Annotated in this window: 12 protein-coding genes and 1 pseudogene; 12 read left to right on the forward strand and 1 reads right to left on the reverse strand. The window is 42.9% G+C overall.

Going from position 1 to position 12,760, the window contains the following annotated elements; translation table 11 throughout:
- Nucleotides 1-307 precede the first annotated feature (307 nt).
- The 9 genes from ACCM36_RS05875 to ACCM36_RS05915 all read left to right on the forward strand — a co-directional run bounded on the left by ACCM36_RS05875 (nt 308) and on the right by ACCM36_RS05915 (nt 8,574).
- Entirely contained in the window at nt 308-886 is a 579-nt protein-coding gene (locus ACCM36_RS05875; protein ID WP_370572824.1) for a TetR/AcrR family transcriptional regulator, read from the forward strand.
- A 60-nt stretch (nt 887-946) separates the two neighbouring features.
- A complete protein-coding gene (locus tag ACCM36_RS05880; RefSeq protein WP_370572825.1) occupies nt 947-1,486 on the forward strand; it encodes a flavodoxin in 540 nt (179 codons plus the stop codon).
- 51 nt (nt 1,487-1,537) lie between these two features.
- Entirely contained in the window at nt 1,538-2,077 is a 540-nt protein-coding gene (locus tag ACCM36_RS05885) for a flavodoxin family protein (protein ID WP_370572826.1), read from the forward strand.
- 220 nt (nt 2,078-2,297) lie between these two features.
- A complete protein-coding gene (locus tag ACCM36_RS05890) occupies nt 2,298-3,506 on the forward strand; it encodes an aldo/keto reductase (protein WP_370572827.1) in 1,209 nt (402 codons plus the stop codon).
- 368 nt (nt 3,507-3,874) lie between these two features.
- The gene (locus ACCM36_RS05895) at nt 3,875-4,738 is read left to right on the forward strand and encodes a class I SAM-dependent methyltransferase (RefSeq protein WP_370572828.1); all 864 of its coding nucleotides are present in this window, start codon (nt 3,875-3,877) and stop codon (nt 4,736-4,738) included.
- A gap of 205 nt (nt 4,739-4,943) precedes the next feature.
- On the forward strand, nt 4,944-5,105 hold the full coding sequence (locus tag ACCM36_RS05900) for a symporter small accessory protein (protein ID WP_370572829.1): 162 nt from the start codon (nt 4,944-4,946) through the stop codon (nt 5,103-5,105).
- Entirely contained in the window at nt 5,105-6,688 is a 1,584-nt protein-coding gene (locus tag ACCM36_RS05905) for a sodium:solute symporter (protein WP_370572830.1), read from the forward strand. The genes ACCM36_RS05900 and ACCM36_RS05905 overlap by 1 nt, the downstream gene beginning before the upstream one ends.
- A 171-nt stretch (nt 6,689-6,859) precedes the next feature.
- Nucleotides 6,860-6,982 (forward strand): symporter small accessory protein, encoded by a 123-nt coding sequence (locus ACCM36_RS05910; RefSeq protein ID WP_370572831.1) that lies wholly within the window; start codon nt 6,860-6,862, stop codon nt 6,980-6,982.
- Nucleotides 6,982-8,574, forward strand: a complete 1,593-nt coding sequence (locus ACCM36_RS05915) for a sodium:solute symporter (protein WP_370572832.1) — start codon at nt 6,982-6,984, stop codon at nt 8,572-8,574. The genes ACCM36_RS05910 and ACCM36_RS05915 overlap by 1 nt, the downstream gene beginning before the upstream one ends.
- Before the next feature lie 273 nt (nt 8,575-8,847).
- Here the strand turns inward: ACCM36_RS05915 and ACCM36_RS05920 are convergent, their stop codons facing one another.
- Nucleotides 8,848-9,540: a metal-dependent hydrolase gene (locus tag ACCM36_RS05920; protein ID WP_370572833.1), complete on the reverse strand. Its 693-nt coding sequence runs from the start codon at nt 9,538-9,540 to the stop codon at nt 8,848-8,850.
- Between the two features lie 78 nt (nt 9,541-9,618).
- On the opposite strand from ACCM36_RS05920, the gene ACCM36_RS05925 reads away from it, so the two are divergent.
- The 3 genes and pseudogenes from ACCM36_RS05925 to ACCM36_RS05935 all read left to right on the forward strand — a co-directional run.
- Nucleotides 9,619-10,770 carry a DUF2117 family protein gene (locus tag ACCM36_RS05925; RefSeq protein WP_370572834.1) on the forward strand — a complete coding sequence of 384 codons (1,152 nt, stop codon included), beginning with the start codon at nt 9,619-9,621 and terminating at the stop codon, nt 10,768-10,770.
- A 109-nt stretch (nt 10,771-10,879) separates the two neighbouring features.
- Nucleotides 10,880-11,263, forward strand: coding sequence for a transcriptional regulator (locus ACCM36_RS05930; protein ID WP_015324375.1), 384 nt, complete (start codon nt 10,880-10,882; stop codon nt 11,261-11,263).
- A 403-nt stretch (nt 11,264-11,666) separates the two neighbouring features.
- Nucleotides 11,667-12,760: pseudogene (locus tag ACCM36_RS05935) on the forward strand (hypothetical protein); the annotation flags it as partial.

Here is a 12,760-nt window from a genome sequence, read left to right on the forward strand (position 1 = left end):
TATCCTTAACATTAATTTACGGATTAAGGTGTTTTGATGCCAAAAGTTAAAGTTCACGAGATTTCAGGGGGATTAAGTATAACCATACCTAAAAGTATTGCGGATCTGAAAGACTGGAAAAGGGACAGAAACACTTTTTGATAGGTTTTTAGTTGCTCCTCTAAGTCATCTCAAAGGTGATGGATTTAGAGTTTGAAATGGAATGTTAAAAGTCATTTCAAAATTTCAAAAAAAAAACCAACAAGTATTTATATTAAACTTCATTTTAGTACATAAATGACTAATCAGTCAATTATAGAGATAATGCATGAAAGAACAGGTTAAAGACAAAAAAACAGCTATTATGAAAGCGGCCCTGAAGCTCTTCACTGAAAGAGGCTTTCACGGCACATCCACTGCTCTGATATCAAAAGAAGCAGGTGTAGCCACAGGCACTCTATTCAATTACTTTTCTACAAAAGAAGATCTGATTAATGGTCTATATTTTGAGGTAAAGGGAGAGTTAAGCCGCAGTATGGGGAAAGAAGTTGAAGCACAGAGTAGATTTCAAAATAAATTAAGAAAAATGTGGTATAATTTAATAGAATGGGGAATAAACAATCAAGAAGATTTTCTTTTTGTAGGGCAGTTCTGTTCTTCTCCTTATATAACAAAATATACGCGTGAAGAAGTAATGAAAGAGTATGTCTTTCTCCATGATCTTGTAAATGAAGGAATAGTAACGGAAGAGATTAGAGATTTTTCTGCGGAGCTGATCATTTCAATGTTTTATCAGGCTAGCAGGACGGTAGTGAACCTGATCCTGGATCCAGATCCATCACATGATAAAAATGAGTTTATAGAGGATGGATTTCAGATAGTCTGGAGAGGGCTGGCTAACAAATAATTTTTTTCATTATATATATGAGTGATTAGTCAATCATACAACGAAAGCGAGGAACAAGAAATGACGAATTTAAAAGAAGATAAATGTATGATAGCCTATTATTCGCGTGCGGGTAATAACTACGTTAGTGGAAAGATTGTGAATCTGCCGGTAGGTAACACAAAAGTGGTAGCCGACATGATTCGGGAAATAACCGGAGGCGATGTTTTCAGTATCGATCCAGTACAGTCCTATCCCAAGGACTATTCTGCAACCACCAACGTGGCAAAAAAGGAATTGAATGAAAATGCCAGACCGGAGCTTTCCAGCCATGTGGAGAACATGGAATCTTATAACGTGATATTCCTGGGTTATCCAAATTGGTGGGGAACGATGCCGATGCCGGTGTTCACATTCCTGGATAAATATGACTTTTCCGGAAAAATTATTGTTCCATTTTGTACACATGAGGGAAGCGGATTAGGCCACAGTGAAAAAGATATTGCAAAACTTTGTCCGAAAGCAACGCTTTTAAAGGGACTGGATATCCATGGCTCTCGTGTAAGTGCTGCGAAAAAAGATGTTACGAACTGGTTGAGTAAAATTGGAATGACAGAATAAAAAGTTTGTATTGACAATCAAAACACGACTAATATATGGAGGATCATACAAATGAGTAAAAAAGTATTGGTGCTGTCCGCCAGCCCGAGGAAAGGTGGAAACTCTGACGTGTTGTGTGACCAGTTTATGCTTGGGGCAGAAGAAGCAGGCAACCAGGTGGAGAAAATATTTTTGAGAGATAAGGCCATTGGTTACTGCATAGGATGTGGAACCTGTTTTATCACTAAAAAGAACTGTTCCATAAAGGATGACATGGATGATATCCTGGACAAAATGATTGCAGCAGATGTGATCGTAATGGCCACACCGGTGTACTTCTACACAATGAATGGTCAACTGAAGACCCTGATAGACCGTACTTGTGCCCGATACACAGAGATCAATGACAAGGATTTCTATTTCATTGTAGCAGCCGCTGACGATAGTGAACCGGCCATGGAGAGAACGCTGGAAGGTTTCAGAGGATTTACTTCCTGCCTTGAAAGACCAAATGAAAAAGGCGTTATCTACGGAATAGGTGCCTGGAACATAGGCGATATCAAAGGAAGCAAAGCAATGGAACAGGCATATGAAATGGGAAAAACGGTTTGATCGAAGGAGAATATACAATGAGCAGGGTAGAATTATGCGAACAGAAAAATGAACACTTTTTTGGAGAGGTCTAGCTAAAAACTAATTTTTTTCTTTCTTCAGTGAGTGATTGATCAATCAGATTTTGTTATAAACTGATCGATCTCTCGCAAAAATAAGCGGCCAACAAAAAATCGATGAGAATCAAGTTAAACAATTCAATAATTCAGGAGAACTAAAAATGCTATACAGAAAAATGCCAAATAATGGTGATGAGCTTTCGATACTTGGATTCGGATGCATGCGCCTCCCCGTAAAAGAAGATGGTAGTGTAGATGAAGAAAGAGCCACTAAGCAGATTCGCTATGCGATCGACCACGGAGTAAACTATGTTGATACGGCCTGGCCCTATCACATGGGACAGAGCGAGCCTTTCTTAGGTCGTGCCCTTACCGACGGATACCGCGAAAAAGTGAAACTCGCAACAAAACTCCCTTCCTGGCTTATAGAGAGCCGGGAGGATATGGATAAGTTCCTGAATTCTCAACTGGAGAAACTCAAAACAGACCACATTGATTATTATCTCATACACGCTCTCGTTGGTGACCTATGGGACACGGTCGAGAAGTTGGATGTGGCTGATTTCCTTGACAAGGCCAAAGCTGACGGCCGCATAAGGAATGCAGGTTTCTCTTTCCACGGTGCAGGGGAGGATTTCAACCGGATAGTGGACGCTTATGACTGGGACTTTTGCCAGATCCAGTACAACTTCCTGGATGAAAAAAATCAGGCAGGGAAAGATGGTCTGGAATACGCTGCCTCCAGAGGTCTCGGCGTTATCATCATGGAGCCCCTCCGTGGAGGGAACCTGACAAAGACCGTGCCTCCTGCTGTGCAAGATATCTGGAATGAAGCCCCGATAAAGAGGGCCCCTGCGCAGTGGGCTCTCCGCTGGGTATGGAACCATCCGGAGGTCACGGTTGTCCTTTCAGGCATGAATGAGGAAGAACACATTCAGGAGAACCTCAGGGTTGCAGAACAGGCATACCCGGATTCGCTGACAGAAGCGGAACTGCAGCTGGTAAAAAGGGTGGAGAGCAGGTATCGTGAACTGATGAAAGTGGGCTGTACCGGCTGCCAGTACTGCATGCCCTGCCCGGCAGGCGTGAATATTCCCCTCTGTTTCGAGGAGTACAACAACCTGTACTTGGCCGACAATCCCGAAGGGGAACGTTTCATGTATGCGGCACGGCTGGGCGGCGCTGTCGCTTTAGGGGAACCAGAGTTTGCATCCTTGTGCGTCCAGTGCGGACAGTGCGGACAGTGCGTTGAGAAATGTCCCCAGCACATTGACATACCTGCGGTTCTCGAATCTGTTGTAGGAGAACTGGAAGGATCTGACTTTGAGCAAAGAGTTGCCATGGCAAAGGAGATGTTTAAGCAGACATAACAGAGAGGACAATTCGAAGTGCCAAAAAAACAAAGAGGGAATATGTTTAAGATGATTTATTGAAACATTAAACAATGAGCTGGATTCAAAACTCAATTGATCTTCATTTTACTACAGTTCTGTTGAATTAAATCATAAGTAACAGAGCTTTCAATGTTTTTGGCATTGCCAAAAAGAAGAATAGTAGGAGTTTTGAAACAGGCTCAATATTTCTATTTTTCACTGCTAATCTTCAGTTTGATTAATTGCACTCATTCAGCTTTAGAATACTCAATACGAGAATTCAAATTGTTATTAAAGATTCTCATCCATATCCTCCTTCCCTCTGAAGTAACATCTTTTTATCCGAAAACAGAGTTCCAATGTTCATGGATCTATTATCTATAGGGAAAGTTCACAATCATGCCTCAGAAGAGAATATGGAGATATTGCCCCTGTGGAAGCAGGCAATAAGCGGTATTGAGATCGCCGGTGCCGAAGATGCTCTGTTCACTGAGGAACACTCACATTACATCGTAATCCATGATCCTCTGAAAATAAAGTTTCCTGAGAGCAGAGAGGAACTGAACCGACGATTTTGTGCAGGAATGGGAGCTTCTGTTGTAAGTTACATCCGCAAGGAAGGAAGTATGCATTATGTAAGGGGGCTAATGGCTGAAAATGGTGCCTCCATCTATAGTATTTTGCCGTACACATCCTTTGACCGTATCGAAGACGCACGATTCCCTCTGAGTAATATGGAATCCAGGAAAATGAAAGCTTTCAGCGATATTCTCCCGATGCTTCATGGAAAGAATATACTTGACGTAGGCTGTGGCCTGGGAACCCTTACAATAAAGATAGCCAGTGCAAAACCGGATGCATTGGTACACGGTATCGATCTGCTTGACAGCGTCATAGAGCAATGCAGGTTCAACGCAGGGATCGAAGGCGTGACAAACACAAATTTCGTTGCCGCAAGTGCATACGAGCTGCCTTTTGAAGAAAGATACTTTGATGCGGTAACATGCTTCTTTATGTTGCACCACCTTAACGATATACCAAGAGCATTGAAAGATATCAAAAGGATTCTAAAACCAGGCGGTGAAGTGTTTGCAGTGGAACCTATAGACCACTTCCACGATGTACAGAGAGATACTGAAGACTGGAAAAAGCTCTTTCTGGAAGCAGGCTATGTAGTGGAAGTCTGGGAGAAAGAAAAAGTCTCATACATCCGTGCCGGTCTTAAGTAAAAAATGAAAATAATAGGAGGGGGGTGAAAACACCCCAATGATTAAAAGCCTGTGGACGCAGGCTGACTGTTGCAATCTTCCTTTATGACGCTATGGTATTAAAAATTAACCTTTTTGTAGCACTTAATCTGATTTCACTTGTTACAGTATAACAACTCAGCGTTAAGAGGGTTCCGATCATCTTCGAAAGATTAAAGAATGAACCATGCTAACAGATGGCAATACAATCAATGGAGATATGAAGATGCTTGGAATAGAAGACCCGCAAATATGGATGGCATATTTGCTCAGTGTGGCAAGTGCGCTGGGCTGTATAATATACGGATTGATGCACTGGAACGACAAAGACCCCAAGGAGGAAAGCTGATGGCAAGTAGCATAGTTCTTGGAATTGCTGTACTTATTTACCTCATGATCACTTTCTATCTGGGATGGTTAGGATACAAACAAACCAAAAGCACCGATGATTTCATGGTGGCAGGGAGGAAAGTAAATCCTTTCGTACTGGCACTTTCCTACGGAGCTGCGTTTATAAGCACTTCAGCCATAATCGGTTTCGGAGGCTATGCCGGTGCCTTTGGAATGGGAATATTGTGGCTTGTGTTCATGAACATCTTTGTTGGGATATTCATCGCATTTGTCGTATTCGGCTCAAGAACAAGAAGAATGGGAGTAAATCTGAAAGCCGTTACTTTTCCTGAACTGATAGGCAAAAGATTCCAGTCCCGTTTTATTCAGGGATTCTCAGGCCTTCTAATAGCGATCTTCATGCCTCTTTACGCAAGCAGTGTGCTTATCGGAGGTGCCAGGTTCATGGAAACGGCCCTGGGTATCGACTACAACACATCTGTGCTTTTGCTTACAATTATAACCGCAGCTTACGTGATCACAGGTGGCCTCATAGCAGTGATGTATACCGATGCGATGCAGGGAGCTCTTATGTTCGTAGGCATGGCAATCCTCATGGTATTGACCTATGTGAAACTTGGAGGTGTAACCTCAGCTCATATGGCACTCACCAATCTCGCCTATCTGGTACCTGAAACCCTGGCAGAGCAGGGACACAACGGCTGGACATCAATGCCTTCATTTGGTTCCCCTATATGGTGGACCCTTGTATCCACCATCATTCTCGGAGTGGGAATAGGAGTACTTGCTCAGCCGCAGCTGGCTGTGAGATTTATGACCGTGAAGAACACGACATCACTGAAAAGAGCAGTGCTTTCCGGCGGACCTTTTATCTTCATGATGGTTGGAGTAGCCTACGTAGTGGGAGCTCTTTCCAACGTGTATTTCTTCAACACCAGAGGTATGATCTCCATGGATGTGGCCGCTGGAAATATCGACAAGATCATGCCAGAGTACATCAACAGCGCTATGCCTGACCTGTTCGTTGTCTTTTTCATGCTCACTCTTCTTGCAGCCGCCATGTCAACTCTTAGTTCACAATTCCATAATATGGGTACTGCCATAGGCCATGACCTCTACAGAGAATACATAATGCGTGGCAAGATCGAACACACAATAAACATCACAAAACTGGGCATTGCCATTACTATTATTATAAGTGTAATTCTCGCCTACATTCTGCCCGCAGGAATCATAGCCAGAGCAACGGCTATTTTCTTCGGTTTAACAGCAGCTGCTTTCCTGCCTATGTACATTGGAGCCCTTTTCTGGAAACGCATGACAAAAGAAGGAGCTATTGCCAGCTTGCTGGTAGGTAGTTTCAGTAGCCTTTTTTGGTTGACATTTGTGCATGCAAAGGAAGCAACAGCACTAGGGATAAGCCAGGCGATCTTTGGCCAGGCAACATTACTTACAGGAACATGGACATTGGTGGATCCCATACTTATAGCTACACCGCTTTCAATGCTTTTAGGAGTAGTTGTTAGCCTTCTAACAAAACCGGCATCTAAAGAGCATATTGAGAAGTGCTTTAGTAAATAAGAGGGAATACCCTCTTAAATACCTTTTTTTGCACACTTTCGAGTGGAACATATTCTTCATCCTGTGTTTTTGGCCATATTTAAATCGAAAGGTTAATCTATGTATCATGCTAACGTGTGACATAAATACAATTTACACTATTAATCAACACAGAAGGAGATACAAAGACAAATGCTCGGAATAGATGACCCGCAGATATGGCTAGCATATTTACTCTGCATAGGGAGTGCTCTTGGTTGCATCATATATGGTCTGGTACATTGGAATCATGAAGAAAACAAGGAGGACAACTAATGGCTGTGAGTACACCATTGCTTGGAATAGCTGTACTTGTATACCTGATGATCATCTTCTATCTTGGATGGTTAGGATACAAGCAAACTAAAGCTGTCGATGACTTCATGGTTGCAGGCCGCAAGGCAAACCCTTACATTCTTGCAATCTCTTATGGTGCCACCTTTATCAGCACCTCGGCGATAGTAGGTTTCGGAGGTGCAGCGGGATCCCTGGGAATGGGACTGCTCTGGCTTGCAGTCATGAACGTAGTCGTAGGAATATTTATCGCCTTTGCCGTATTTGGTCCGAGAACCCGGCAAATGGGAAAGAACCTGCGGGCTGTCACATTCCCGGAGCTGCTTGGCAGACGCTTCGATTCCAGGTTCATCCAGGGTTTTGCAGGTATACTCATAGGAATCTTTATGCCTCTGTACACGGGAATAGTGCTTATCGGAGGAGCACGCTTTGTTGAGACCACACTAGGTATAGACTACAATAGTGCCCTTCTTATACTTACGGTCATTACTGCAGCTTATGTTATAACCGGTGGCCTTATAGCCGTCATGTACACGGATGCCTTTCAGGGAATACTCATGTTCGTTGGAATGGCGATCCTGTTAATCCTAACATATACAAAATTAGGAGGTGTGACTGAAGCACACCAGGCTCTTACTAATATGGCCCACTTGGTTCCCGAAACCCTTGTGAAGGGAGGACATCTGGGATGGACTGCAATGCCTGACATAGGAACACCTATATGGTGGACAGTGGTTTCTACACTTGTCCTGGGAGTGGGCATCGGAGTACTGGCACAGCCCCAGCTTGTGGTAAGGTTCATGACAGTAAAAAATGACAGATCATTATACAGGGCATTACTTGTCGGCGGACCGTTCATAGTCATGATGACGGGTGTTGCTTTTGTAGTAGGTGCACTTTCCAATGTATATTTCTTCAGGGAAAAGGGAGTGATATCTCTTGCTGCAGCCGGTGGTAATACTGACCTAATAATTCCGGAATACATAAACCTTGCAATGCCAGAAGTGTTTGTAGTTTTGTTCATGCTAGTACTGCTGGCTGCTGCCATGTCCACATTGAGTTCACAGTATCACACAATGGGTACTGCCATCGGACATGACCTTTACAGACAGTTCTTGAAGAAAGGTGATATGAGCCAGACTGTGAATGTGACAAAGTTAGGAATAGCTTTTACCATACTTGTGAGCGTAGTGCTGGCATATACTCTGCCACCTAGCATCATAGCTCCTGCAACATCAATATTCTTTGGACTGTGTGCTGCAGCTTTCCTGCCCATGTATATAGGAGCTCTTTTCTGGAAACGTATGACTAGAGAAGGAGCAATTGCCAGCATGCTGGTAGGCAGTTTCAGTAGCCTCTCCTGGCTTGCATTCGTACATGCAAAAGAAGCAGCTCCACTTGGTATTAGCCAGATGCTCTTTGGAAAGGCAACTTTGCTTACAGGCACATGGACGGTAGTAGACCCGATCCTGGTGGCAACGCCTCTTGCTATGCTCACAGGTATTGTAGTGAGCTTACTCACACGCCCCATAGCAAGAGAACACCTGGAAAAGTGTTTTGAGAAAATCAAATGATATGGTTGCTCACCATATCATCATCTTTTTTATAAAAACAATATCTATTCGGCGCAAGCAAGAGGTTCATGCCGGGCATGAACAATATTTAAAAGATAGAGATGAATTGGACATAAGAATCTATATCATGCGCGACGTCGTGACTTGAATAAGGCAAAAGCCGTATGACGAGAACTAGAGGGGATATTGAGAATAATGATGTTCGACTTTTGCCATCTTATCTTCGGTATTAATTATATATAAACATACTCCTCATCCGTCCGGTCATCGATCTTATAGTCCTAATACATCTTCTGTGCTCATAATTAATACTTCAGTGTCACATAGACCCATGACATTGTGCATGAAATCGACAGGATTTTGAGAAATTACATCAAATGTGTTATAATGCATGGGTATTACAATTCCGGGACGGATCAAGTTCACGGCTCTGGCTGCATCCTCCGGGTCCATTGTATACCTGCCTCCTATGGGCAACAACGCCACATCCGGCTTGTATATATCCCCTATAAGCCGCATATCTCCAAAAAGACCTGTGTCTCCGGCATGATAAATGGAACAGCCATTGATCTGTAATATGAATCCTGCGGCCCTGCCTCCATACAACCTTGAGCCAGAATGTGATATGGATGAAGAATGATTGGCATCTGTCATTACAACTGACATACCATTGATCTTCATTTTGCCTCCTATGTTCATTCCTTCAGCCATTACATTCTGAGACTTAAGGTAATTAGCCAGCTCATGTACCACAATAACCCTGCATCCTGTCCTTTGTGCTATTTCAATGGTATCTCCCAGATGGTCATAATGACCATGGGTCACAAGTATGAAGTCCGGCTCTACATCTTGCGGAAGTAGCTTTGCCCCCGGATTACCCCTGAAAAAGGGATCAATAAGCACATTAAAGTCAGCCCTTATCTCAAAACAGGCATGACCATGCCATATCAATTGGATTCCATACATGAGACAGTAGAATATGTTCTCAGACTAATATTTTCCGTGCGGGAGCATTATTACATATCGCTGATATTATGGAAAACTATGAAGATAGGACTAGTGATACATGGTCCGGAGGCAGTCGATTCAGGACAGGCAAAGAGAATAATCGGGATCTTAAGCACAAAAGGAAATGTTACATCCATGATCGCAGGCACGATGGGCAAGACTGCTGTGATCGATTCCCACATGGAAAGTGTAATTGACATCAGCCGAAGCCTCAGGCCGAGTGATTGCATTGAAGAATGCATTGACACAAAAGATGTGATATACCTGCTAAACCACGGAAAGAACCTGGAAACCGGGGTAGCATTTGCAGGCATGGTCATTTCTCACCTTAACAGAAAAGATGAAAAACCCATAGTTCACATTGAAAGACCTGGCAGTCCGGATGGTGCCGTTATCCCCTGGAACGATCTCGCCCAAAAGTATGCAAACACCATTGCCAATGAACTTGGGTTATCCATAATTGTAGCTTCGGAAAGTCAAAAAGGAACCATATTGCAGACCGAGGGAAAACGCGTTATACGACATCTGACGGGAGTGCAGCCTGGTGAGAACATATTAGTCAATGGTATAGTAGTGGGTTCTGCGATCTCCTTTGAGGTCAGTATTATTACAGAGAACGGCTACATCACTCAGATAAAGGGAGGCAAGATGAAGGAACATGGTATTGAAAAACTGCATAATTACGAGCATATTACTCCTATCGATCTGAAAAGTGCCTGGATAAAAAGCGGCAGACTGCGTTCTGACAATTTTAAAGCGCGCACATTGAAGACATGTGAACTTAGTACCCTTGGGAACAAAGAGAAAAAGAAGCTGGACAGGAGAATAAGTGCAGTCATAGTTGACCATGCGGCAGAAAAAGTATTTGACATCGTACCGGGTGCAGATGTTGCCGTAACCATAGGAGATGATACCACCATTCTTGCAGCAGATATACTGTATAGGCTAGGCATACCGATCATCGGAATAACCGATGGAGATTCAGATGGCGTATCACATCGAACACACATATTCCCAGGTTCAACGGTCCTCAGATTAATACCAAATAGCGATGACGTCATAGGTAGGAAAATACTTTTGAACGTGTTCATGGATAAAAAGACCATGGACTTCAAAAGCTTGCAAGAGCTGAAAGATATGATCATAGATCAGGCATTTGATGCCATTAAATATATAAAGGAATATTAAACATTCTGTCCTTCAAAAAGTCCGGCTATAAAAGTTTAAATATAATAATGTGCATACTATCAATTAGATCTCACGGAAGAGATACAAACATAGAATAAGGGGTTATTTTATGAAGGACTTTGAAGTAAAAATACTAGACGACACGGACTATAGATTTATAGATGCACTGAAGAACCTGGGAATGTCAAGGAACGTTGCTACAACGCTGACATACCTTTCAAACGTAAGAGAGGCTTCATCCCAGGAGATAGAAATGAGTACAGGACTAAGACAGCCTGAAGTAAGCGTGGCAATGAGGCAGATGCGTGAAAAGCACTGGATCAGCGTCCACAATAAGAAGGCTGTTGGAAAAGGCAGGCCAACTAAGATCTACACCCTCAATGCTCCTATCGAAGAGATAATCAAGCACTATGAGGAAAAGATCATAGAAGACACGAAGACCACAATGATCGCAATCAAGAAGCTAAAGACAATAAGTAAAGGGATGGAGTGAATTCCGTCCCTGCATTTAATATCTTTTTTGTGGCTAAAATGCACTGATTTTCATTGAAGGATACAGAGCATTTATTTTTCCTTGTTCAAATCCTTCTATATGGTCTTTACTACTACTTATTTTATGGAACGCTTAGCAAGATAACGAACTTGGTTTTAACTTCTTTTGCTGATGCCAGTACTTGCTTTGTTTGATCACTTCAATATATTTTCTTATTATAACATAGAGCGCACCATTAAAATCGGTTTATTTTATATATTTTAAAGAATAATATTAACCATGGCGATGTTGTTCTCATGGAGGTGCCACAATTAGATCATCAGATGTAGTTCCCAGGTCTTCTGGCACTAGCAATAATCTTTTCTTTGTTAGCTTCAAATCGTGTAAAGTTATTGGATCAGCAATGATATTGTTAGTGATAGTAAGCGTATTTGCAGTAAGTGCAGAGGAAACGAACATGGGATATGAATCCCATTTAGCGGGATCAATAAAATCCTTTGCGATCTCTGGTAACTATGCCTATGCTGGTGAAGTATGGGATCTTGCATTTAATGATACAACTCCACCCGCATCTGTAACAAACCTCGGAGAAACTGATGTGGGCACAGAATGGATCAACTGGCAATGGACAAATCCAGGAGATCCGGACTTCAGTCATGTGATGATCTATCTTGATACTGTATTCATTACAAATTCATCGGACAGCAATTATAATGCAACTGGCCTGGCCGAAGGAACCACACATACCATAAGTACCAGAACAGTAGACACTAACGGGACTATCAATTCAACATGGCTGAACGATTCAGCAACGACTACGATACCTGCAGATATGACTCCACCCGCATCTGTAACTAACCTCGGAGAAACTGATGTGGGCACAGAATGGATCAACTGGCAATGGACAAATCCGGAGGATCCGGACTTCAGTCATCTGATGATCTATCTTGATACTGTGTTCATTACAAATGCAACGGGCAGCGGTTATAATGCAACTGGCCTGGCCGAAGGAACCACACATACCATAAGTACCAGAACAGTGGACACTAACGGGAACATCAATTCAACATGGCTGAACGATTCAGCAACAACTGCGATACCTGCGGATATAACTCCACCCGCATCTGTAACAAACCTCGGAGAAACTGATGTGAGCACAGAATGGATCAACTGGCAATGGACAAATCCAGAGGATCCGGACTTCGGTCACGTTATGGTGTACTTTGATACTGTATTCATTACAAATGCAACGGGCAGCGGTTATAATGCAACTGGCCTGGCCGAAGGAACCACACATATCATAAGTACCAGAACTGTGGACACTAACGGGAACATCAATTCAACATGGCTGAACGATTCAGCAACGACTACGATACCTGCGGATATAACTCCACCCGCATCTGTAACTAACCTCGGAGAAACTGATGTGGGCACAGAATGGATCAACTGGCAATGGACAAATCCGGAGGATCCGGACTTCAGTCATCTGATGATCTA

Source organism: Methanomethylovorans sp. (assembly GCF_041305605.1).
Taxonomy (GTDB): domain Archaea; phylum Halobacteriota; class Methanosarcinia; order Methanosarcinales; family Methanosarcinaceae; genus Methanomethylovorans.